This window comes from Acinetobacter sp. YH16044, from assembly GCF_013417145.1.
Lineage (GTDB): Bacteria > Pseudomonadota > Gammaproteobacteria > Pseudomonadales > Moraxellaceae > Acinetobacter > Acinetobacter amyesii.
Map to the genome: position 1 here is coordinate 1 of NZ_VPEK01000035.1, position 23,285 is coordinate 23,285.

The 23,285-nt window shown below is 41.0% G+C and carries 17 protein-coding genes and 3 pseudogenes; 8 read left to right on the forward strand and 12 right to left on the reverse strand.

Annotation, left to right across the window (positions count from 1 at the left end; all coding sequences use genetic code 11):
• Positions 1 to 430 precede the first annotated feature (430 nt).
• Positions 431 to 628, reverse strand: coding sequence for a hypothetical protein (locus FTV38_RS18160; RefSeq protein ID WP_257228798.1), 198 nt, complete (start codon positions 626 to 628; stop codon positions 431 to 433).
• 410 nt (positions 629 to 1,038) lie between these two features.
• On the opposite strand from FTV38_RS18160, the pseudogene FTV38_RS14380 reads away from it, so the two are divergent.
• Positions 1,039 to 2,101, forward strand: a pseudogene (locus FTV38_RS14380) (SDR family oxidoreductase).
• 64 nt (positions 2,102 to 2,165) lie between these two features.
• Here the strand turns inward: FTV38_RS14380 and FTV38_RS14385 are convergent.
• Positions 2,166 to 4,343: a TonB-dependent siderophore receptor gene (locus tag FTV38_RS14385; protein WP_180022850.1), complete on the reverse strand. Its 2,178-nt coding sequence runs from the start codon at positions 4,341 to 4,343 to the stop codon at positions 2,166 to 2,168.
• Positions 4,344 to 4,775: 432 nt separating this feature from the next.
• Positions 4,776 to 5,825 (reverse strand): outer membrane protein Omp38, encoded by a 1,050-nt coding sequence (omp38, locus tag FTV38_RS14390; RefSeq protein WP_180009167.1) that lies wholly within the window; start codon positions 5,823 to 5,825, stop codon positions 4,776 to 4,778.
• A gap of 378 nt (positions 5,826 to 6,203) precedes the next feature.
• Between omp38 and FTV38_RS14395 the strand changes: the two genes are divergently transcribed.
• The 3 genes and pseudogenes from FTV38_RS14395 (at position 6,204) to FTV38_RS14405 (ending at position 8,667) form a co-directional block, all read left to right on the forward strand.
• On the forward strand, positions 6,204 to 6,725 hold the full coding sequence (locus FTV38_RS14395) for a GspH/FimT family pseudopilin (protein ID WP_180022841.1): 522 nt from the start codon (positions 6,204 to 6,206) through the stop codon (positions 6,723 to 6,725).
• 108 nt (positions 6,726 to 6,833) lie between these two features.
• Complete coding sequence (locus FTV38_RS14400) at positions 6,834 to 8,009, forward strand: thiolase family protein (protein ID WP_180022842.1); 1,176 nt, start codon at positions 6,834 to 6,836, stop codon at positions 8,007 to 8,009.
• 208 nt (positions 8,010 to 8,217) lie between these two features.
• Positions 8,218 to 8,667 (forward strand): annotated as a pseudogene (locus FTV38_RS14405) (VOC family protein).
• A gap of 70 nt (positions 8,668 to 8,737) precedes the next feature.
• On the opposite strand, the gene FTV38_RS14410 reads toward FTV38_RS14405, so the two are convergent.
• The 5 genes from FTV38_RS14410 to FTV38_RS14430 form a co-directional block, all read right to left on the reverse strand.
• Positions 8,738 to 9,223 (reverse strand): DUF934 domain-containing protein, encoded by a 486-nt coding sequence (locus FTV38_RS14410; RefSeq protein ID WP_180022843.1) that lies wholly within the window; start codon positions 9,221 to 9,223, stop codon positions 8,738 to 8,740.
• Positions 9,216 to 10,859: a nitrite/sulfite reductase gene (locus tag FTV38_RS14415; protein WP_078190090.1), complete on the reverse strand. Its 1,644-nt coding sequence runs from the start codon at positions 10,857 to 10,859 to the stop codon at positions 9,216 to 9,218. Before FTV38_RS14415 ends, FTV38_RS14410 begins: the two co-directional genes overlap by 8 nt.
• 265 nt (positions 10,860 to 11,124) lie before the next feature.
• Entirely contained in the window at positions 11,125 to 13,530 is a 2,406-nt protein-coding gene (locus FTV38_RS14420; protein ID WP_180022844.1) for a glucose/quinate/shikimate family membrane-bound PQQ-dependent dehydrogenase, read from the reverse strand.
• Between the two features lie 170 nt (positions 13,531 to 13,700).
• Positions 13,701 to 14,939 carry a carbohydrate porin gene (locus FTV38_RS14425; RefSeq protein WP_257228799.1) on the reverse strand — a complete coding sequence of 413 codons (1,239 nt, stop codon included), beginning with the start codon at positions 14,937 to 14,939 and terminating at the stop codon, positions 13,701 to 13,703.
• 216 nt (positions 14,940 to 15,155) lie between these two features.
• On the reverse strand, positions 15,156 to 16,277 hold the full coding sequence (locus tag FTV38_RS14430; protein ID WP_180022846.1) for a CaiB/BaiF CoA-transferase family protein: 1,122 nt from the start codon (positions 16,275 to 16,277) through the stop codon (positions 15,156 to 15,158).
• Positions 16,278 to 16,487: 210 nt separating this feature from the next.
• On the opposite strand from FTV38_RS14430, the gene FTV38_RS14435 reads away from it, so the two are divergent.
• Positions 16,488 to 17,498 carry an AraC family transcriptional regulator gene (locus tag FTV38_RS14435; RefSeq protein WP_078190094.1) on the forward strand — a complete coding sequence of 337 codons (1,011 nt, stop codon included), beginning with the start codon at positions 16,488 to 16,490 and terminating at the stop codon, positions 17,496 to 17,498.
• A 50-nt stretch (positions 17,499 to 17,548) separates the two neighbouring features.
• Here the strand turns inward: FTV38_RS14435 and FTV38_RS14440 are convergent, their stop codons facing one another.
• Positions 17,549 to 17,956, reverse strand: coding sequence for a hypothetical protein (locus FTV38_RS14440; protein WP_257224515.1), 408 nt, complete (start codon positions 17,954 to 17,956; stop codon positions 17,549 to 17,551).
• Between the two features lie 68 nt (positions 17,957 to 18,024).
• On the opposite strand from FTV38_RS14440, the gene FTV38_RS14445 reads away from it, so the two are divergent.
• The 3 genes from FTV38_RS14445 to FTV38_RS14455 all read left to right on the forward strand — a co-directional run bounded on the left by FTV38_RS14445 (position 18,025) and on the right by FTV38_RS14455 (position 21,897).
• On the forward strand, positions 18,025 to 19,230 hold the full coding sequence (locus tag FTV38_RS14445) for an acetyl-CoA C-acetyltransferase (protein ID WP_180022847.1): 1,206 nt from the start codon (positions 18,025 to 18,027) through the stop codon (positions 19,228 to 19,230).
• Between the two features lie 11 nt (positions 19,231 to 19,241).
• Complete coding sequence (locus FTV38_RS14450; RefSeq protein WP_180022848.1) at positions 19,242 to 21,374, forward strand: 3-hydroxyacyl-CoA dehydrogenase NAD-binding domain-containing protein; 2,133 nt, start codon at positions 19,242 to 19,244, stop codon at positions 21,372 to 21,374.
• Positions 21,375 to 21,558: 184 nt separating this feature from the next.
• Entirely contained in the window at positions 21,559 to 21,897 is a 339-nt protein-coding gene (locus tag FTV38_RS14455; RefSeq protein WP_078194261.1) for a hypothetical protein, read from the forward strand.
• A 79-nt stretch (positions 21,898 to 21,976) separates the two neighbouring features.
• Here the strand turns inward: FTV38_RS14455 and FTV38_RS14460 are convergent, their stop codons facing one another.
• The 3 genes and pseudogenes from FTV38_RS14460 to FTV38_RS14470 form a co-directional block, all read right to left on the reverse strand.
• The gene (locus FTV38_RS14460; RefSeq protein WP_257222638.1) at positions 21,977 to 22,402 is read right to left on the reverse strand and encodes a GNAT family N-acetyltransferase; all 426 of its coding nucleotides are present in this window, start codon (positions 22,400 to 22,402) and stop codon (positions 21,977 to 21,979) included.
• 11 nt (positions 22,403 to 22,413) lie between these two features.
• Positions 22,414 to 23,022, reverse strand: a pseudogene (locus FTV38_RS14465) (methyltransferase); the annotation flags it as partial.
• 17 nt (positions 23,023 to 23,039) lie between these two features.
• On the reverse strand, positions 23,040 to 23,285 hold a 246-nt coding region (locus tag FTV38_RS14470), incomplete at its 5' end, for a transposase family protein (protein ID WP_180022611.1).

Below are 23,285 nucleotides of genomic sequence, written 5' to 3' on the forward strand. Positions count from 1 at the left end.
GCCAAGTCGTAAAGCTCAGAAAGCTGTTGTTGAACAAAGAAACTTAAATCCTGTGCTTGACTCTTGTGGTTAAAAACAGGACATTTTAAATGGTTTATCGCATAGACATTTTAATTGGTGAATAACAGAAAAAACCTAGGCACTGGTCTAGGTCTTAAATTTTAAAAAATACATAAAAATTAATATAATAGTCTCAACATTTGCCTATTGTGACTTGTTTTAACTCTAATGAATCATCAAATTCAAAATGTAAATAGTTATCAAATATTCTGTATTTAAGCCAACTGTCACCTTCTCTTTCGGGGGGGGGGGCCAAATAGATTGGCTACAGATTGCTTCGTACTTTTATGATTAATACCTATAATCAGATCTTCTAAAAACGGGTATAAGTAATATTCTTCATTCTCTTTGACTTAGATAAAAATGGTATCTAGTATTTGATGTTCATTAAACCTGAACGTAACCCCTCTCTTAAAAATTGCCAATAGAATAGCTTTTCTCCACCGAAATTAGTCTCTAATGAGTCAAACTCACTTGCAACAAGAATAACTGCTTTCAAAATATCTGAACTTGACTCTTTAGTTCCAAGACAGGATACAAAAATCTCTACATCACCTGAAAAATTCACTTATTACATACCAATCAAAATCTTCTTTATTCTTTGGTTTTATCATATTTAAAGTGAAATCTCTGATTCAAAATTAAAATTTTCAAAAGCTGCATCTATTACGAAATGAAGAAGCCTAGACCTAAGATCTAGGCTTTAAATTAAAGCTCACAAGTTAGATATGACTCTTTGTCCATTTATTTATGAGATTTTGCGCCCATAATCATAAGAATATGCATCTATCCAACACTCATCCCATCTGAGCATTTTTAAGATCAATAAAAAATCACTTTTGTAGCGCTCTCATGAGATTTCTGCTGAATTTAGAGCACATTAAACTCAATAATAAAAATATATTTTTTCAAATTAATCAAAGACAAAACTAAATATTCTCAATATGATAAAAAATGCGTCAATTAAAGTTGAAGAACATGAATACCAAGACAACACCGATACTCGTTACAGGCGCCACAGGCTATATTGCCAGTTGGGTCATCAAAAATTTACTCGAATTAGGGCACACGGTACATGCCACAGTTCGTGATCTGAATAAAACATCAGGATTTGCACATCTCGAAAAAATTGCAACTGATACAACTGGCACTTTAAAACTGTTCCAAGCCAATTTATTAGATGAGGGTGCATTTGATTCAGCCATGCAAGGTTGTGACATTGTGATCCATATGGCATCCCCTTTTGTAGTGACCAACTATAAAGACGCAATAAAAGACATTATTGATCCGGCTATTTTAGGCACTGAAAATGTACTCAATAGTGTAAATAAAACTGAATCCGTTAAGCGAGTGGTGGTAACGTCAAGCATTGCATCAACTTATGGTGATGCCATTGATATTCTACAGACCGAGCATAATGAATTTGATGAATCGCATTGGAACACTTCTAGCTCTGAGACGCATCAGCCTTATCCATATTCAAAAGTGATGGCTGAGCGCAAAGCGTGGGAAATGCAAAAAGCACAAAACCGTTGGGATCTGGTCTGTATTAATCCAGCACTGGTCATGGGGCCATCTTTAACAGCGTCAACACAGTCAGGAAGCGTTGAAGTTCTACAACAGTTTGCCAATGGTATGACTTTGGCCGGTGTTCCACCAATGTGGAATGGAATTGTCGATGTCCGTGATGTCGCCGAAGCGCACGTACAAGCAGCATTAAACCCTAAAGCATCAGGTCGTTATATCATTAGCGGTGGTACTTTAAGTTTATTAGAAATGGGGGAAAATATTACGCTCGCATTTTGGTAATAAATTTCCTTTTCCACGTAATACCTTACCGAAGTTTGCCTTTAAAGCATTTGGCCCTCTTGCAGGTTTCCCACGTAAATTTGTTGAACTCAATATGGGTTACCCAATTTACTTTAATGCAGATAAGAGCAAGAAAGAATTAGGGATCGAATACCGTGATATTCAAAACAGTGTGGTTGAGCATTTCCAACAACTCCTAGATGACGGTGTGGTGAAGCAATATATTCCGTGAATCACTCATCAACAAAAAAGCCACCTTAAATAGGTGGCTTTTTATATTAAAAAACTAATCTAACTTAGAAATCAAAAGTCACACCAACTTTATAAGTACGTGGACCACCCACTAAGGCATAACCTGAGTTAAATATACCTTCCCAATATTTTTCATCAGTCACGTTATCAATATTAGCTAAGAACGTTGTGTTCACACCACCTAATTGAGTTTTATAGCGCGCACCAAGATCTAAAATTGTGTAGTCTGGCAGTTTAAGTGTATTAGTTTCATTTAAGTACTGTTCACTCACGTAGTTTGCACGTGCATTGACATTCAAACCATCCACATACGGCACTGCATAATCCAAGCCGAGTGTAGCAGTAAAGTCAGGAAAACCATACACCGTATTACCTTGATTGGTTACGCCACTTTTCACCGCTGCTTTGGTATATTCAGCGTCAATATAAGCCAAGCTACCCATCAGATTTAGTCCAGTATAAATCTCCCCAGAAAATGCCCACTCGACGCCACGTGAACGTGTTTCTGCATCATCTGTTGTGATTTGGTTGACACTACTACCTGTATTTCCATCAGAATAATCAGAAGACATCGTCGATGGTTTTTCAATTTGATAAAGTGCAAATGTATTTAACCAACTACCTGTTTGATATTTAGCACCCAATTCATATTGTTTGGTTTGGAATGGCGCAAAGGTGACATTATTGTTGGCATCTGCAACATTATTCACCGTTACACCTTCAGAAAGACCTTCAACATAGTTTGCATAAATAGAAAGATTCTCACCAAATGGTTTAACCACAACACCTAAGCTTGGGGATATTTTATCGTCTTGATAGCCTGTATTTTTCTGTAAATTCTTTGTGTCGATATCTTGATAACGTGCACCAACAATAAATTGCAACTTATCATCTAACATTGAAATCTGATCAGATACCGTATAGCTAGTATATTTATTATCTAAATTCGGTTTAACCACTGGGTACGCAGAAGGCATCCCTACAGTCGTATCAGGATCATACAAATTAGTTGAATTAATTTTCTCTTGTGTTGCCGCAACATGCTGATCTGTTTCTTTGGTCAAATAATCAGCTCGAACATTTACAGCATGTTTTACAGCACCCGTATTAAACTTATATTGAATACCTGTATTTGCTGATGTAATCGACTCTGATGACCCCGTACGATAGTACTGAGATGTGGCATGATCATCTGCTTGGCCAACGACAAGACGCGTACCAAAAATATGGCCACTATAGGCCTTTTCAATATGTCCTACACCTGCATAAACATTTAAGTCAGGTGTAAATGCATATTCACCACTTAAGCCTACAAACTCACTATCAGTATGGCCTTCCAAATTTTTAAAATAATTGGTATCGCCTTTAGGTGCAGCAAGCACGCCATTATAGGTATGGCCATGAGCATCTTTGACACCAAATGCCATCATCGCAGGCGAACCACCATTACGGTCATCACGTACAGCATACGCATCAAAATTCAGTTTCAATTTATCTGTTGTATAATCAGCATCAATTGCACCTGAAGCATGTTTATCATCCATGCCTTCTATGATGTGCTCACCTTGACCATAGGCACCATTCACACGTAAGCCAAACTCTTTTTCAGCACCAAAGCGACGTGAAACATCAAAGCCTGATTGATAAAAGCCACCGTCTTCCATTGACGCTGAAACTTGGGTCTTCTGCTGATCTGCACGCTTAGTTTTGGCAATGACAACACCACCCACTCCACCTGCTGGTGACATCCCAGCAACTAAAGCATTTGGGCCTTTCAATACAGTAACCGAATCTAAAAATTCAGTTGGTACACGCCCATAAGGTGCCATACCATAGATACCATTTAGTGCAATATCATCATGATTGACATCAAAGCCACGAATATTAAAGTTTTCGTTTAAATGGCCTTGGTTTGTTGTGATACGAACACTCGCATCATTTCTCAGCACTTCACCCACGGTGGTCGCTTGCTGTTCTCCAATCAGTTTTTCACTATATGCCGTCACGCTAAATGGTGTATCAACAATTTTTTTATTTCCCAAAGCACCAAGGTCTGTATTGGCTTTCAACTTACCATTTGCAAGTTGCTTTTCTGCAGGTACCTCAACCTCAATCGTCTCAAGTACCGTTGTATCCGCTGCAAACACAGATGTAGCCCCTCCAACACCGAGCAGCACCATAGTTATAGAACGTACTAAGTGTGTTTTTGCAAAATTATTCATCATTTCAAGATTAGTTTTACTTGAATAAGAATCATTATTATATTTAGAATAATTCTTAACTGCATCATGAATCCCGATGATTATATTTTTTTAATGAGAAATATAAATATTCATTTTTTATAAATTGTAGATAAGACAAATGTAAATAATTGTTTTTAATTACTTTTATAAAAAATAAAAACACAACCTGTGTATGTTAAATTAAAGCTCTTAGGCAAACAAATGATTAATTAACATACAAATAATTTGAATTTTTACATGCTTTATTGCCTTTGAACAGATATATCCATTTACATCCAACGATTATTCTAAAGTTAATAACGCTTTTTGGTTAGTGCCTTTTAGCCAAATTTAAGTCTCTTTTTTAATTTTTTGACATAAAAAAAAGCGACTCAAAAGAGCCGCTTTTTTCTAACCGAAGTTAAACTCAAATTATTGAGCTTGACCAGGTTGAGCCACTACAGTACGGCTACCAGAAATCGTAGCGAATACGCGACGGTTCATAGCACGACCTTCTTTAGTGTTATTGTCAGCGATCGGTTGATCCCACGCGAAACCTTGAGTAGATAAACGAGCTGGGTCAACGTTGTATTCGTTAACAAGTGAAGATTTAACAGAGTTAGCACGAGCTAGTGATAAACGTTCGTTTAGAGCACGTGGACCAGTGTTATCTGTGTGACCTTCGATGTTAGCTGTAGCATTAGGGTATTCACCTAATTTTTCAGCTACTTTAGCAATTTCAGGTTTGTATTGATCTTTGATGTTAGATTTGTTTGTATCAAAGAACACACGAAGTTCCATGTTAAGATCTTCAGTCAACTCTTGAGGAGCTGGAGCAACTGGAGCAACTGGAGTTACAGGAGCAACTTCAACTACAGGAGCAGCAGGTTTCAAGTGACCGCCAAGAACTACGTTAAGACCAGCTAAAGCTGTATAGTTCCAGAAATCTTCATCGATGTTGTAAGTAGCACGAGCTTCAGTACGTAGAGATAAAGCATCGTTTAAGCGCCAGAAAGCACCAAGACCTGCATTACCTAAAGTACCTTCTTCAGTAGTACCACGGTCAGTGCCAGCACCACGAGCATTTACGTCGTCAAATTTGTATTTGTAGTGACCAGCACCTAACAATACATATGGCTTAACTTTGCTGTCATAGTTTTTAGTGATCAAATCAGAAGTAGCATAGAAGTTACCGTTGATTTGAGTTTGTTTGTATTCGCCGAAATCAACGTCTACATCACCTTTCACTTGGTTATATTCAGCTTCGAAACCTAACCATGGAGTTAATTCAACACCAAGTGCTGCACCAACAAACAAGTCATCTTGTAGCTCAGGACTTTCAGTTAAGTTACCACGGCTGTTGTTGTGTTGAGAATCTTGGAAAGTGTAACCAAGCATTAATGGAGTAACAGTTACGCCTGCGTTTGCAGCTGCTAAAGGAGCAGCTACGAGCATTGCTAATGCAATACGACTCATTTTCATGGATTTATCCTCCAGAGATAACAATTGTTGTTCAAGCTCAAGCCGAAAAATTGGCTATCCTGAGATAGGCTTTCTTATACCCCAGTTTTTTTTTTAAGCTATTCACGCTGAATCATACAAACACTTTATTCTTTTTCCAAGTGCTTGATTAATCTAATCAAGTAAATTATTGACAAAATTACTTACAATTTCCGTTGTAATTCGGTAAATTTTTACTCAATTTTGAGCAGTGAATCGCCTATTGTCACTTGCTATTTTCATTTTAACAGCTTTATCTAAAATTGAGTAATAAAATTCTATACTCAAAATTAATATCGCCATTAAAAACACATATTACATTAGACATATAAAAATAATATTAAATTTTGGATTAAATCAATGCCTTACAACAAAGAAACCGGCTTTACTTTATTTGAACTTTTGGTCTCAATTGCGATTATGGTCATTATCGTGACGATAGCTTTACCACATTTCAACAATTTAATGGCGCAGCGCGAAGCGAATAACATCAAATTGACTATTCAGAATCACAATGCTTTCGCACGGGCTCAGGCCACAATTTATCACTCCAATATTGTGATTTGTCCTAGTCTTGACTTTAAACTTTGCCAACCTAACAACTGGAACAGTGGTCTGATCATATTTATTGACAGTAATAAAAACCGTCAAGTCGACGCAAATGAAAAAATATTACTGCAAGATAAACTCAACTTAAAATATGGGGACCTCTCTTGGCGTGGAACTCTACACATTCCAAGTCTAACCTTTCAGGCCAGCTCCGGTTTACCCAATGGTTCAAATGGCAGTTTCTACTACTGTTCGAAATCAACGCTTCAACCGATCCGAGCGGTCTTAAGTCGAATGGGACATATCCGATTTGAAAACCCAGCCAGTTGCTAATTTGAGAACCGGCGAGTACAAAACAGCTTTTTAAATTTGCTTTATTCCTGTTCAATTTTACTTATACTGCTGACGTATTCAAAATGTATAAGAAAATGGAGACATGTAATGACTGATATCGTCATCGTGAATGGTGCCCGTACAGCAATGGGTGGTTTTCAAGGGAGTTTAGCCGCTGTCACTGCACCAGAATTAGGCGCAGTTACGATTAAAGCAGCCATCGAACGCGCGGGTATACAACCGACAGATGTTGAAGAAGTCATTATGGGCTGTGTACTTCCGGCTGGTCTGAAACAAGGTCCTGCCCGTCAAGCGATGCGTAAAGCCGGTCTTCCAGATTCAACTGGTGCCGTAACCATCAATAAGCTGTGTGGTTCAGGTATGAAAGCTGTTATGCAAGCGGCGGATATGATCAAGGCAGGATCAGCTCAAGTCGTAGTTGCAGGTGGTATGGAATCAATGACCAATGCGCCGTATGTTTTGACCAAAGCACGAGCTGGCTACCGTATGGGCCACGGTGACGTTAAAGATCATATGTTCTTAGATGGCCTAGAAGATGCAGAAACGAGCCGACTCATGGGTTCTTTTGCGCAGGATATGGCAAATACCAAAGGCTATACACGTGAACAAATGGATGACTTCGCCATTCGCTCGCTTAAACGTGCACAAACTGCAATTACTGAGGGTTATTTTGCTGACGAAATCGTGCCTGTCACTGTTTCGAGTCGTAAAGGTGAAGTGATTATCGATAAAGACGAACAACCTTTTAACGCCAATATCGAAAAAATTCCAACGCTGCGCCCTGCATTTGCTAAAGATGGAACGATTACCGCTGCCAATGCCAGTTCTATTTCTGATGGTGCTTCCGCTTTAGTTTTAACTTCTGCAGATCAAGCTTCAGCAAAAGGTTTAAATCCGCTCGCGAAAATTGTGGCTTATGCATCAAATTCACAGCATCCATCCGAGTTTACCATTGCACCTGTAGGCGCAATTCAAAAAGTTCTAGATAAATCGGGTTGGAATGTTGCTGATGTCGATTTATGGGAAATCAATGAAGCCTTTGCCATGGTCACGATGTGCCCAATTGATGAATTTAAATTAGATGCTGAAAAAGTAAATATCAACGGTGGTGCTTGTGCGCTTGGACATCCTGTTGGTTCTACAGGTTCACGTATTATCCTAACGCTGATCCATGCATTAAAACGGACAGGAGGTAAGCGCGGTATTGCAGCGCTATGTATCGGTGGTGGTGAAGCAACTGCTGTGGCGATTGAGTTGCTTTAATCCTCTGTAGACTCCCTTCGCAAAGAGTGATTTAGAGGGAATATTCTTTAATCCTCCCCTAACCCCTCCTTTAATAAAGGAGGGAGACTGAAAAATCCCTCTGTAAGAGGGATTTTTTATGCTTACATTTTAGACATAAATTGTTCACATACAGGTCAGCAAAGGCTCTTAAAATAAATGTCGACATAATAAAAAATGGATGACCATTATGCAGCTCAATCACTACTTGAATTTTCAAGGCAATACCGAAGCAGCTTTTAATTTTTATCGCTCTGTACTTGGTGGAGAATTCCTCAATGTGATGCGTTATGGTGATATGCCTGCTGAGGATGGCATTTCACTATCCGATACAGAACTGCAAAAGATTATGCATATTTCCCTGTCGATCAATGAATTTACCGTGCTGATGGCCTCAGATGTCAACGAACAATTCTGTGCGCAATCCAATCAACCCTTTACCTTAGGCAGCAATCACTATATTTCGATTAATTTAGACAGCAGTGAACAAGCTGAAGCCAAATGACTGTTTGATGCATTGTCCAAAGGAGGCTCTATAGAAATGCCTCTCGAAAAGACCTTTTGGGGTGCACTCTATGGCGCATTTACCGATCAGTTCGGCATTAAATGGATGATCAATTGCCAGCTTGAAAACGAATAATCACTCATTAAAAGTATTTCGATCAATAAAAAAGCCTCCAAAAGGAGGCTTTTTTAGTCAATCAAGGTACTTAAGCGCCTGTTTGATAACGCGCTTGCGGCACAGCAGTTGAAGCTTGGTATGGATTGGTAAAATCACCTAAGCCAGCAGCAGCTTCAGCAATATCTTTACCTTCTTTCACCACAAAAGTATCGAAACCTGAACGCTTCATGTAGTTCAACACGTCTTTGAATACATCACCTGTCGCACGTAGTTCTCCTTGGAAACCTTGGCGACGTAACAATGCAGCAAATGAATAGCCACGACCATCATTAAAACCGGCAAATTCGATGAAAATGGCATCTAACTGGTCAAGCGGGAATTCATTGGTTTCAGGTGAAGCATCCACCGTTACGAAAAGTGCTTTTTTACCAGACACATTCGCAAGTTGATCTAACTGCTCAACTGTTAAAACCACGTCACCTTGTGGCAACACACCATCTTCACCAATGACTTGGTAAGTATTGTCTGCAATCGAGCCATCTTTAGAGAGGACTTGTAGTGCTGTATTAAGCATATGCACGCTCCTTAAATGGTTGGATGCCAACACGGCGGTAAGTATCAATAAACTCTTCGCCTTCAGCACGAAGGTCTAGATAAGTATTTAAGATTTCTTCAATGATGTCTGGTACAACTTCGGCTGCAAATGATGGGCCTAAGATGTCACCAATTGATGCATCATGGTCGGCATTACCACCCAAAGTGATTTGATAGAACTCAGCACCCTTTTTATCTACACCTAAAATACCGATATTACCGACATGGTGGTGACCACATGCATTCATACAACCAGAGATGTTCAGATCCAATTTACCTAAATTGTAAATGGTATCTAAGTCATCAAAACGACGAGAGATCGCTTCAGAAATTGGAATCGATTTCGCATTTGCCAATGAACAGAAATCACCACCTGGGCAGCAAATGATGTCGGTTAAGAACCCAATATGCGCACGTGCAAGATTATGTTGATCAAGGATTTTCCATAGATCAAACAAATCTTTTTGCGGTACATCAACAAGCGCAATGTTTTGCTCATGTGTGGTACGGAACTCACCAAAGGTATATTTGTCAGCCAAGTCAGCAATCAGGTTCATTTCTTCAACAGTCATATCGCCCGGTGCAATACCCGCACGTTTCAAAGAAATCGTAACGATGCGGTAACCTTTGACTTTATGTGCATTGGTGTTGATGTTGAACCATTGTTTAAATTTCGGCTCTGCGGCAAATTGCTCTGCAAAATCTTCATCCGCATAATCTTGGTAATCAAATGGTGTGAAGTTCTCATCCATTTTCGCCAAGGTATCAGCATCAATTTTTAAAGTTTTGATGGTATGTGCAAATTCAGCTTCCACTTTCTCTGCAAATACTTCTGGTGTTAATGCTTTCACCAAAATTTTGATACGTGCTTTATATTTGTTATCACGACGACCGTGTAAGTTGTATACACGAAGTACCGCTTCTAAATAAGCAATCAAATCTTCACGTGGCAAGAAGTCACGAATAAAACTACCAATCACTGGTGTACGGCCTAAACCACCACCAACTTTGATTTTATAGCCAATCTCGCCTGCTTCATTTTTCACGATATACACACCGATATCATGGAAAGACGTTGCCGCACGATCAGTTTCTTCCAGTGCTGAAACTGCAATCTTGAACTTACGTGGCAAGAAAGCGAATTCTGGGTGGAAAGTTGACCATTGACGAATCAATTCACACGTTGGGCGTGGGTCAGCAATTTCACCCGCAACCACACCTGCATATTGGTCAGTGGTTGTGTTACGAATACAGTTACCCGAAGTTTGAATCGCATGCATTTGAACAGATGCGAGCTCTTGTAACATATCAGGCACATTTTCTAGTGCAGGCCAGTTAAACTGAATGTTTTGACGAGTAGATACGTGCGCATAACCACGGTCATAGTCCTGAGCCAATGACGCAATTTTACGTAATTGTTTAGAATTCATCAGGCCATAAGGTACTGCAATACGTAGCATCGGTGCATAACGTTGTACATAAAGGCCGTTTTGAAGACGCAGTGGACGGTATTCATCTTCCGTCAATTTACCTGCTAAATAACGTTCCGTTTGATCACGGAACTGTGCAACACGTTCATTAACCAGTTGCTGGTCAAAATCAGTATATAAATACATGGCGTACAGCTAGTAATTTCTATTATAACAATGCACAGCATAACGAGATTTTATCTATCAAGAAAATGCGTTTTTTACATATTTAATAGCGATTTTATTGATAAGACTGTCGCAATTTCACTGATATAGCGGATTTCGGTCCTTTACTTTTTATTTATTAATATATTGAATTATTTTTCTATTACTTAGCATGAATTTACATAAAGAATTTCAGCCAATAAAAAGCCCGATAAATCGGGCTTTTTATTTAGCGATGTAAAATCACTTATTTTTTATCTGGTAAAGCATACGCAACAAGGTAATCACCAAGTTTTGTACCAAATGAACCATGACCACCAGCCATGATCACAACATATTGTTTACCATTTGCTTCATAAGTCATTGGAGTCGCTTGACCACCTGCTGGTAGACGACCTTCCCACAAAGTATCACCATTCGTTACATTGATTGCACGGATATAGTTATCTTGTGTTGCGCCTACAAACATGACATTACCAGCAGTCGAGATTGATCCACCAAGACCCGGTACACCAATTTTCACAGCAGGTAATTGGAACAATTTCGGTAAACTGTCACGAATTGTACCTATACGTTTTTTCCAGATCACTTCATGTGTATTTAAATCTACACCCGCAGTAAAGCCCCATGAAGGTTGTTTACAAGGTAAGCCAAGTGGTGACAAGAATGCTTTAATTTCCACCCCATAAGGTACGCCATACATCGGTTGCACGCCTTGTTCAGTACCCGCACCTTTCGCAGTTTGCTCACGGTTTGGATCTGTAGGAATCAACTTAGTCACAAATGGCAAGCCAATTGGGTTCATCACAGCAACTTGACGGTCTTGGTTCACCGACATACCACCCCATTCAAATACCCCAAGGTTACCTGGGAATACCAATGTGCCATTTTCAGAAGGTGGTGTATAAATACCGTCGTAGTTTAATGATTTGAAATACACACGACACATCAACTGGTCAAACATAGTGGCACCCCACATTTGTTTATCAGTCAATTTATCTTTTGGTGCTAAATCAAAATCAGAGAATGGTTGAGTTGCAGAATAATGCTCACCTTTAGTTTGTGGACCACGTTTTACAGTTTGTGGAACCGCTTTTTCGGTGATTGGCACAATCGCTTTACCAGTACGACGGTCAAGGACGAATGCATTACCTGTTTTGGTTAAGACATAGATCGCAGGAACAGTATTACCTGATTTATCTTTGATATCTGCCAATGAAGGTTGTGATGGTACATCCATATCCCACAAATCATGATGTGTGGTTTGGAAGTTCCAAATCAATTTACCAGTCGATGCATTAATCGCAAGCATTGAGTTTGCATAACGTTCATCTAAAGGCGTACGGTGACCACCGAAGATATCCGGAGTACCCACACCTGTTGGAACATAGACGATATCTAATTTTTCATCATATGCTAAAGGTGCCCATGCGTTTGGAGAAGCAACAGAGAAGGTTTTTCCTTCGCCAGGCATAGCATTCGGGTCTTGTGCACCCGTATCAAAGATCCATAATAATTCACCAGTATTAACATCATAACCACGGATGACACCAGATGGCTCTTTAGTCGAGAAGTTATCAGTTGTTGAACCGCCAATCACAATGGTTGTGCCAGTAACCACTGGAGGTGAAGTTGGGATATAACCGCCCGGATACGGATAAGGCATATCTTTTTGTAGATCGACTTCGCCGTTATGACCAAAATCACTACATGCTTTACCTGTGTCAGCATTGACTGCAACCAAACGACCATCATTTACAGGCAAGATCACTTTGCGCGGACATTCAGTTGAAGTCGAGCGTTTGTTCTCTAAGCTTTTTGCAAACTGAGTGGTATTTGCAGCGTCAAAATAAGACACACCACGACATGTTAAATGTTGATAGGTATTGTCCGCTTTAAGTTTAGGATCGAATGCCCATTTTTGTTTACCTGTCGCAGGATCAAGTGCAATTAAACGTTGGTGAGTTGTACACATAAACATGTCATTGCCGACTTTAATCGGAGTGACTTGGTTTGTGGTTTCACCTGAGTCATTTTCTGTTGGTAACTCACCTGTACGGAAAGTCCATGCTACTTCTAAATCTTTAACGTTGTCGCTATTGATTTGGGTAAGTGGAGAATAACGTACACCACCTTGTGTACGACCATAGGCAGGCCAATCTTCAGGAGCAATACCCTCAATCGCTTTGGCTGTTTGAGGTTGTGCATTTTTAATTTCACCGTGAATTTCTTGTGGATCATTAAAAATTGAATAGATCATCACGATAATCGCAATCACCAGTGTGCCTGATAATGTAATTTTCGCAGTTTTGCCATTTTCCATACCGCGTGTCACGGCAGGAATCAGTAACCAAAGGCCCAATAAGCCTAAAATATCAAAACGCGGTGCAAGTGCCCAAAAGTCAGAACCTGCCTCCCAAAGTCCCCAAATCACTGTACCCAGCATCAACGCTGCATAAATGTATAAAGAACTGTTTTGAATTTTTCTTAAGTATATTGCTGAAGCCAGCATTAACAGGCCGGCGATAATGTAGTACCAAGAACCGCCAAGGACTGCCAGCCAGATACCACCAATCAATAGAACTAAGGCGAAAATTGCCATCACAACGACGGTAAATGTTCGCATCCCAGTTCCAGTAGATGGGTTGCTCATGTTGACCACCTCTATTGTCGAATGTTGTATTTGGTGCGTGAAACACATTCAACACACCACCGTTTTTATGTCGCAAAGAGAAGTTGTTACAAAAACAATTCAAGGGAAAATATCGTAATTTTTCTCAGAATTACCGAATTGCTTTTATAAGAACTCTAATTTGACATCAATTAAAATGCTGTTTGAAATTTGATACCGCCGACCCACGCATTCTCACCATTTTTGTAAGCACCGACGTGACGGATATATTGAATATTTGGACGAATAGTCAGCCAGTTTGCTGCATGAATACCGTAGTAAATTTCTGCGTCATACTCTTCACTTTGTAGACCGCGTGCATCAACGCTGTTATTGGCAATATTGGCATCATTCACATCATCATTAATGCTGATACGACCTAAACCAATCGCAATTTCATCCTGAGGACGTGCATCAAATGCACCTTTGTAGACCAAGCCAATGTTTTGCATATCACTCACATTGTTGGTGTCTGAGTCATGCACAGTCACATTCACAAAACCGCTTAAGCCACGTGAGGCATCGTCTTTGTGTGCTGTCAGTTGTTGTTTCGCCACAATCCAACCACCTTGATGGTGATCTTTTTCATTTATTGGGCTATCAATGACATCGGCATCAGCGGTACTGTAGTAGTAACCTGCACGGTATTCACCCGGAAGCTTTTGTGTCCCCACTTTTGGAGTCCACACTACTTCAGCAGGAATAATCGCACCTTTTGAGCCATCGGTACTCAAGTTCCAACCTTTACCACGTTTTAGATTTTCAGGGTTGTATTCATAAACCCCGGCTTGTGCATAGAGTTCAGGCTGAATGTTATATTTCACGCGAGCAGCCCATTGGCTGACTGGCCAGTTGTACCATTGGTCACCGACCCAGTTACCCACTTGTGAACCACAAAGTGCTAAGTTTTGAAAGTCACAGTCAAAGCTGTTGAAATCTTCACCTTCACCCAAACGACCGACTTTAATATCTAATTTTTGGTCTAAGAATTTTTTCTTGATCCAAAAATCAGTCAAACGCCAAGTTTGACCACGACCCCACACTTCTTGTGTTGCACTTAAATGACCATTTAATGCATCTGAAGTTTGAGACAATGAACGACCATTACGTTCAGTGATATTGATTTGTGCTTCGGTATCTTTCCAACCCGCAATTTTTTCTAAATCGAGATGTGCCCCGATCGCGAATTGGTCCGCATATTCAGTGCCATGACCAGAAGCATGCTTTGCATCTAACAAAGTGGCTAATTCGCCACCATAACTAAAACTAAAATCGTAACCTTTCTGTTGAAGCGCTGTTCGTTGACCGTTCCAATCACCGAACATCCATGGGCTTTCAGAACTGAAAGCATCTGCAGTAGTTGCCGCTTGGGTTGCTGAACCCGCAAGCATTATGCCGAGGCTAAGATATAAAGATCCAAGTTTACTCACAGCTATTTTCATTTGGAGACCTATATACCAATTGTGTTAATAGCTCATATAATACTCTCACATTTGTATAATTTATTTATTTTTTTGTTAACAACTCTCAATATTTACATAGATGTTTATCTAATTAAGAGATTTTAAAGGTTTTATTGTTCAACTTATCACCTTTTTTTATACCATTCATAACCAATTATCCGCACCTAAAGTTTTACCCACATGGGTATAAATCAATGCTGATCTAGAAAATTTAATCGGACATGCCAGTTGAGTTTGTGTCATTGTGTCGCCTTCTTGTAGCGGAACTTCAACACACCAATGCCGCTCTTGGGCCAATTGTGAATTTAGAGCTTCGTCCAAACTTAAAACTGGTTCCACACAGACATCTTGAGAGGCAAAAATCTTTTTCCACTCAGCCCATGTTTTGGTTAGTATTTTTCGGGCAATTGCATGCTTAATTTCAGTTTGGTCTTGCGGATCAAATGACATGCCTTGCGTTGCTAAAGCGGGTAAATCTAGAATTTGCGCCAATCCATGTAAAAACTGTGGCTCCAAACCACCTATAGACAGATAACGACCATCTTGGGTTCGATAATAGTCATAGAAACTTCCGCCATTCAGATATGCAGTTTCTGCGGCGGTTACCGCATTGGCAGCCAATACGCCAGCTGCAGCCATATTGTTCAATGCGACGGCACAATCGGTCATGGAAATATCAATATATTGTCCTAAACCGCTACGGTAACGCTCAATCACCGCAGCTAAGATGCCAGTAATTGCATGCATTGATCCGCCTGCTACATCGGCGATTTGAATCCCCATCGGTGGCGGGCCACTGTCTTGGCGTCCGCTATGACCTGAAATACCCGATAAAGCCAAGTAGTTGATGTCATGCCCTGCACGGTCTTTGTAGTGCCCAGTTTGACCATAACCCGTAATCGAGCAGTAAATAAGTCGCGGATTAATTTCGGCCAAAACTGCATAATCCAAACCCAAGCGTTGCATGACACCTGGACGAAATTGTTCTACCACGATATCAAAATCTGAAATTTTGGCTTTGATCAATTCAATACTTTTCGGATCTTTTAAATCTAATGCGATGGATTGTTTATTGCGATTTAAATAACTATGCGCTGTGGCTTGCCCATTGGCATAAGGTGGCATCAAACGAACCAGATCGGGACGCGTCGGTGACTCAATATGCACAACTTCCGCACCCATGTCAGCCAAATACAAGGTCGCAAATGGCCCTGGGAGTAATGTCGAAAAGTCGAGTACTTTCAATCCTTTTAAAGCAGCTTCCATGGATATTTTTCTCTAATTGTGTAGATTTTTTATCCATGGTAGAAATATAAAATGATTAAAACAATGTCATGTTCAGCCATTTACCTTGATAGTTTCGGCAATTTACCATGTAAAAATGGCAAAACCGCTGTTGTAAATTGCCATGATTTCTTTTTTTAGCGTCATTTAGGTCAAACATTTGTGAACATTAAAGAGACTGAAGGATTAAACATGAGTCGTGATACGATCAGTATCCATTTCGTCAACGCAGCCTTAACTGGTGTGAAACGTCTCGGCATGGATGTCGAAACTTTATTGTCTCATGTTGGCATTGAGGCTGAACTTCTACGCCAACCCAAAGCGCGTATTTCACCTGAACAATACACACGTTTTATTAAAATGTTGTGGATGGTGACTCAAGACGAACATGTCGGTTTTGATATTCAACCGCGCCGCTTGGGTACTTTTGCCATTATGTGCCAATTGATTATTCATGCAAAAACCCTCGGTGATGCACTCGAATTGTCTTCGCAGTTCTACAAACTGTTTGGCGATGAATGGTCGGTGACACTAGAACGTGATAAGCACGAAGCACGTTTAGTTCCTCAAATTCCAAAATCTATGGACCCAGACCATTTCATTACAGAAAGTATGCTGATGATTTGGCATGGTCTCGCTTCTTGGTTGATTGAACGTCGTCTGCCTTTAGAGCGTGTTCACTTCGGTTATGAACGTCCTGAACATGCTGACGAATATGATGCCTTGTTTTTTGCACCTGTCATGCAGTTTGATACACCACGAACTGAAATTACATTTGCAGCGGATTATTTAGATTTACCCATTCGTCAAAACGAAGAAACGCTTGAAGAATTCTTAAAAGCGGCTCCTGCACAGTTATTGGTTAAATTTAAAAATACTAATTCATTAACATCTCGTATCCGTGATGTGCTGAAGAGTCAAATTGGCGAAGAAATGCCAACCTTGAACGATGTTGCTTCAATGCTGTATCTATCGCCGCAAACACTACGTCGTCGTTTAGCCGCTGAAGGTAAGAGCTACCAAGGTGTGAAAGATGCCTTACGTCGTGATGCTGCAATTCACTTATTGCTTAATCCAGACTTAACGCTTGAAGATGTTGCACAGCAAGTCGGTTTTAGTGAAACCAGTACTTTCCACCGTGCCTTTAAAAAGTGGACCGGTGTAACACCAGGCCTATATCGCCAATTACATGGTTATCATTAAGCAATATTCAAAAATAGCATTCTCTAAAACCTGATCTCGATCAGGTTTTTTTATTTCGGAAAATCTGCACGTTGTTTTTGACAAAGCAATGGATCGACGGGCGTGATCACGCGTTTGCCATCCTGTATCCGATACATTTCTGCCTTGGTTACATGATCATTTCGATCATACTCACAGGCTAAGCCGCCAGTCCCTTCATCTGAAGGATGAATGCCATAGATCATATAAATATAAAAACCGATCAAGCATACAAAACCTAAGCAGCCTGCAAAAACAAGCCAAGCCAGACCTTTCAACACTCGCTTCACATTTTTATGCATAAGCAGATCTTCAATATGTACTGAATCGATAGCAACTGATCTTAACCGATCCTCGCTTTCAATGTGCAGGTTGATTTTTATCTTATTCAGCAGCAAGCGTTGACCAAAAATATCAAACGACTCGCCCGTTCTCATCATTGCACCGGCTTGATTAATCCGTACACTCAAAAAACCAATAAAAATTTATAGATCATAGGGACAGGATTATGAGCGAGGCTTACATCATTGATGCCATTCGCACACCGCGCGGCAAAGGAAAAAAAGACGGTTCACTACATGCCGTTAAACCGATTAGCCTACTGACCAGTTTATTGAACGAATTACAAAACCGACATCAATTTGACACCGCTGCAGTAGACGACATTGTACTGGGCTGCGTGACCCCCATTGGTGACCAAGGTGCGGACATTGCCAAAACCGCAGCCATTGCAGCAGGTTGGGACAATGATGTGGCAGGTGTTCAGATCAACCGTTTTTGCGCCTCAGGTTTAGAAGCCGTCAATATGGCAGCGCAAAAAGTCCGCTCTAGCTGGGAAGACCTTGTAGTTGCTGGCGGTGTTGAGTCGATGTCTCGTGTGCCAATGGGCTCAGATGGCGGCCCTTGGGCGCTCGACCCTGAAACCAATATGGCCTGTGATTTTATTCCACAAGGCATTGGGGCAGATTTAATTGCCACCATTGACGGTTATAGCCGAGCAGATGTGGATGCCTTTGCAGCGAACTCTCAGCAAAAAGCCGCAGCAGCCCAAGCCAAGGGTTATTTTGACAAATCTGTCGTTCCTGTTAAAGACAAAGCAGGCGTGACAGTTTTAGCCAAAGATGAATTTATTAAACCAACGACCACAGCAGAAGGCTTAGGCAAGCTCAACCCAAGTTTTGCCATGATGGGGCAAATGGGCTTTGATGCCATCGCCTTGCAAAAATATCCTGAAGTCGGCGCAGTCAACCATGTACACCATGCAGGGAACTCATCGGGCATTGTTGATGGTGCTGCCGTAGTATTGCTTGCCTCTGAAAAAGCGATCAAAGAACAAGGCCTAAAACCGCGTGCCAAAGTGCTTGCCACTGCATTGGTGGGTGCAGACCCAACCATTATGCTGACTGGCCCTGCACCTGCTGCACGTAAAGCCTTAGCTAAAGCTGGCTTAACCATTGATGATATTGACCTATTTGAAGTGAACGAAGCTTTTGCAGCAGTCGTGATGCGTTTTATTACCGAACTCAAGGTTGACCCTGCCAAAGTCAATGTGAATGGCGGTGCAATTGCATTAGGACATCCGCTGGGTGCAACAGGCGCCATGATTTTAGGCACCCTGATGGATGAACTGGAACGCCAAGGTAAAAAACGCGGCTTAGCAACACTTTGCGTGGGTGGCGGTATGGGCATCGCAACGATTATTGAGTTGGTATAAGGAGAATAAAAATGAGCGCAATTCAATTTGAAAAAAATGCCGACAATATCGTCATTTTAACTTTAGATTCTCCAAACCAATCTGCCAACACCATGAATGCAGATTTCCGTGCTGCACTGGCTGAAACGGTAGACAAACTGCAAGCAGATGAAAATATTGCAGGGATTATTTTCCGTTCCGCAAAAAAAACCTTCTTTGCCGGCGGCGACTTAGACGAACTGATTCAAGCTACACCTGAGCATGCAACTGAATTCTTCAATATGATTGAAGAGATGAAAGCCAAACTACGTTATATCGAAACCCGTGGCATTCCTGTTGTTGCAGCCTTAAATGGCACAGCGCTTGGCGGTGGCTGGGAGTTAGCACTCGGCTGTCATTATCGTATTGCGCTTAATGATGCTAAGGCTAAATTTGGCTTACCTGAAGTGACCTTAGGCTTACTGCCGGGCGGTGGCGGTATCGTCCGTATGGTACGTTTATTGGGTCTGCAAAATGCATTTCCACTCTTAATGGAAGGCAAACAAATTGGTGTCGAAAAAGCCAAATCATTAGGGCTGATTCAAGACACAGCTAATGACCTTGAAGAATTGATGGACAAAGCCATTGCGTGGGTCAAAGCCAATCCAAAATCACAGCAGCCCTATGATGTAAAAGGCTATAAAATTCCGGGCGGCACACCATCGACTCCAACTGTGGCGCAAATGCTCGCCATTGCCCCTGCTATGCTGCGTGACAAAACCAAGGGCTGTTACCCTGCGCCTGAAGCCATAATGTCAGCAGCGGTTGAAGGTGCTCAAGTCGATGTCGATACGGCGCTCACGATTGAATCACGTTATTTTACTTACCTTGCAACTGGTCAAATTTCTAAAAACATGATCGGCACCTTTTGGCATGGTCTTAACGCCATTAAGTCAGGTGCAAGCCGTCCAAAAGACGTCGCGAAATGGCAAGCCACTAAAGTCGGCATTTTAGGCGCAGGCATGATGGGTGCAGGCATCGCTTATGCCACGGCATCAAAAGGCATTGCAGTTGTACTCAAAGATGTTTCTGTTGAAGCAGCTGAAAAAGGTAAAGCCTATAGCCAAAAACTGCTAGATAAAAAAGTATCTCAAGGTCGTTTAAGTGCAGAAAAACGTGATCAAGTTTTAGGACTGATTCATGCCACTGCAGATGCTGCCGACCTACAAGGCTGTGACTTGATCATTGAAGCTGTGTTTGAAAATGTCGAACTGAAAGCCAAAGTGACGCAAGAAACAGAAACCTATCTGGCAGATAGCGGCATTTTTGCATCCAATACCTCTACTTTGCCTATTTCAGGTTTAGCCAATGCATCTCAAGATCAAGCTAAATTTATCGGTCTGCATTTCTTTAGTCCTGTCGACAAAATGCAATTGGTCGAAATTATTAAAGGTAAAAACACCTCGGCTGAAACCTTAGCCAAAGCCTATGACTATGTACAGCAAATTGGTAAAACACCAATTGTGGTGAATGACAGTCGTGGCTTCTTTACTAGCCGTGTCTTTGGCACCTTTGTGCAAGAAGGTTTACGTCTATTGGCTGAAGGCGTACACCCTGCCCGCATTGAAATGGCTGCACTAAAAGCTGGCATGCCTGTAGGCCCATTGGCGATTCAAGATGAAGTGTCTTTAACGTTGTCTGAGCATGTTGCGGCCGAGACCCGTAAAGCCCTACAAGCTGAAGGCAAAGACCTACCACGTTCAGGTGCGGATGAGGTGATTCAGACGATGATTCATGAGTTCGGACGCAAAGGTAAAGCTGCCGGCGCAGGCTTTTATGAATACCCTGAAGGCGGTAAAAAGCATCTCTGGGATGGCTTGAGCAAATGGCAGAAAGATAATGCTATTTCTGAACAGGAAATGATTGACCGCTTCCTGTTTGTACAGTCACTCGATACCTTACGCTGCCTAGAAGAAGGTGTTTTGGAATCGACTGTCGATGGCAATATCGGTTCAATCTTCGGGATTGGTTTTGCCCCCTGGACAGGTGGTGCACTTCAATTTTTAAATCAATATGGTTTGGAAAAAGCGTTACTTCGTGCCAATACACTAGAAGCAAAATATGGCGAACGCTTCAAAGCACCGCAATTGCTGAAAGACAAAGTGGCGAAAGCTGAGAAGATTTAATTATTCATTTTGAGCATGCAAATTTTGCTGTTCAATCACATCAAAAGGAGCTTCGGCTCCTTTTGATTTTCCTTCGCAGTCGCGTGTTTGCAAACAAGTCTAGATTTTACGCGAACTCTCATCTGTTTTATGTTATAAAGTAACAAGTTTTTTGATTTCTTTTTATCCGATTGAGTAGCTTGTTATGACAGATCATACTTCTCCTGAAAAATCACCATGGGGCTGGAAAGCACTGATTATCTTCTGTATTTTAGGTGCGCTATTCATGGGTATTTTCTGGCTTGCTGTGACCAATGAACCAGACTATATGCCGAGCCAACAGAAAAAAGACAATACTCAACAGCATGCATTTAAAAATGCCCCTGTGATGTCAGAAGAAGCGTTGAAAAAGGCGCAAGCTGATCAAGCAGCTCGTGAAGCATCTGCACCGACTGCAGCAGATATGCAGATGACCGAAGAACAACATGCACATATGGATGACATGAGCCCTGAACCTACTGCATCGAATGATCATGGTCACTAAGCTTTGACCCAATCTATGCAAATAAAAAACGCTTAAAATATTAAGCGTTTTTTATTTATAGCTGTCCAATTTTAAGTATTTAAGCCAAAGCCATATACATATCTTGATGCGGAATACCACAATCTAAATATTCATCACCTTCAACAACAAAACCCAACGCTGCATAAAAAGGGATAGCATGCACTTGTGAAGATAGTTTTAAATATTCACGTTGCTCTAATGTCGCTTGTTGAATGATGGCTTGCATCAAGATTTTACCAATCCCCTGACCGCGATGAGCCTTTAAAACAGCAACACGACCTATACTGTTATTTTTCAACAAACGTGCAGTTGCAATAGCTTTCATCCCATCATGAACAATAAAATGCAGTGAAATCTCATCTTCTGCATCCCATTCATCTTCGGGCGATATCTGCTGTTCTAAAATAAAGACCTGTTCACGTATCGGCCGAGCTGCAGATGCCAGTTGCTCCCACGGACCGAATTGAATATTTAACTGCTGCATCCCTTCATCCTTTAGCATTTACAGCCAATATCTTGCTGGTCCCATTGATCATTTAACAATAATTCCAAGGAATGCTTTTGAATGCCATACATGTCTTTTAAAGCTTGGATCTGCGCCAATACCGCTTGATCAGGCTCGACATAGTCTGCACGTTTGGTTGCCAAGATCATTTTATTTTTACTGGTATGCTCAAGTGCCACAAATTCAAAGACTTTGGTTTCATAACCATATGCTTTCAATAAAAGTGCACGAATCGTGTCAGTAAGCATTTCTGCTTGCTGACCTGCATGAATACCAAATTGCAACATCGGTGCAAGTACTTGCGGCGCTTTCAATTGCGGACGCAGTTCTTTATGACAACACGGCGCACACATGATCATTTGCGCATTTAATCGAATGCCGGTATGAATCGCAAAGTCCGTTGCCACATCACAGGCGTGCAGCGCAATCATGACATCTAAGCGCTCAGGCGCATACGTACGAACATCGCCTTGGAAAAAATCCAGTTGGACGAAATTCGACTGCTGCGCAACACTTTGGCAAAATTCCACCATTTTTGGATTCAGCTCAACCCCAGTCACTTTAGGCACTTGCTGGTGTTTTGCTAAATAATCATATAGTAGATTTCTTTCATAAGTCATTTTTCACTCAGCTCCAAGTTATAAATTCCAGCAATTAGATTGAATCTTAATGCTAGTCTTTTGCCTCGATTGCGATATCGCTCAGCAAGAATTTTGAAGGTTTTCAAACTGCCAAATACATGCTCAATTCCAATTCTTCTTTTATTGATTTCCTGATTATAGATTTTTAGTTCGGAATCCAGTTTACAGCGCTTCTTTGCTTTTAATGGCAACAAGCTATTTGGATACACTGTATAAATTCC

Coding starts and splice junctions, on each gene's coding strand:
- FTV38_RS14385 (WP_180022850.1), bottom strand. CDS start 4,343: ATGAATAATTTTGCAAAAACACACTTAGTACGTTCTATAACTATGGTG.
- FTV38_RS14460 (WP_257222638.1), bottom strand. CDS start 22,402: ATGCAGCAGTTAAATATTCAATTCGGTCCGTGGGAGCAACTGGCATCT.
- FTV38_RS14425 (WP_257228799.1), bottom strand. CDS start 14,939: ATGCTTGCGGGTTCAGCAACCCAAGCGGCAACTACTGCAGATGCTTTC.
- FTV38_RS14400 (WP_180022842.1), top strand. CDS start 6,834: ATGACTGATATCGTCATCGTGAATGGTGCCCGTACAGCAATGGGTGGT.
- FTV38_RS14450 (WP_180022848.1), top strand. CDS start 19,242: ATGAGCGCAATTCAATTTGAAAAAAATGCCGACAATATCGTCATTTTA.
- FTV38_RS14410 (WP_180022843.1), bottom strand. CDS start 9,223: ATGCTTAATACAGCACTACAAGTCCTCTCTAAAGATGGCTCGATTGCA.
- FTV38_RS14455 (WP_078194261.1), top strand. CDS start 21,559: ATGACAGATCATACTTCTCCTGAAAAATCACCATGGGGCTGGAAAGCA.
- FTV38_RS14415 (WP_078190090.1), bottom strand. CDS start 10,859: ATGTATTTATATACTGATTTTGACCAGCAACTGGTTAATGAACGTGTT.
- FTV38_RS14430 (WP_180022846.1), bottom strand. CDS start 16,277: ATGGAAGCTGCTTTAAAAGGATTGAAAGTACTCGACTTTTCGACATTA.
- FTV38_RS14420 (WP_180022844.1), bottom strand. CDS start 13,530: ATGAGCAACCCATCTACTGGAACTGGGATGCGAACATTTACCGTCGTT.
- FTV38_RS14440 (WP_257224515.1), bottom strand. CDS start 17,956: ATGATGAGAACGGGCGAGTCGTTTGATATTTTTGGTCAACGCTTGCTG.
- FTV38_RS14395 (WP_180022841.1), top strand. CDS start 6,204: ATGCCTTACAACAAAGAAACCGGCTTTACTTTATTTGAACTTTTGGTC.
- omp38 (WP_180009167.1), bottom strand. CDS start 5,825: ATGAAAATGAGTCGTATTGCATTAGCAATGCTCGTAGCTGCTCCTTTA.
- FTV38_RS14435 (WP_078190094.1), top strand. CDS start 16,488: ATGAGTCGTGATACGATCAGTATCCATTTCGTCAACGCAGCCTTAACT.
- FTV38_RS14445 (WP_180022847.1), top strand. CDS start 18,025: ATGAGCGAGGCTTACATCATTGATGCCATTCGCACACCGCGCGGCAAA.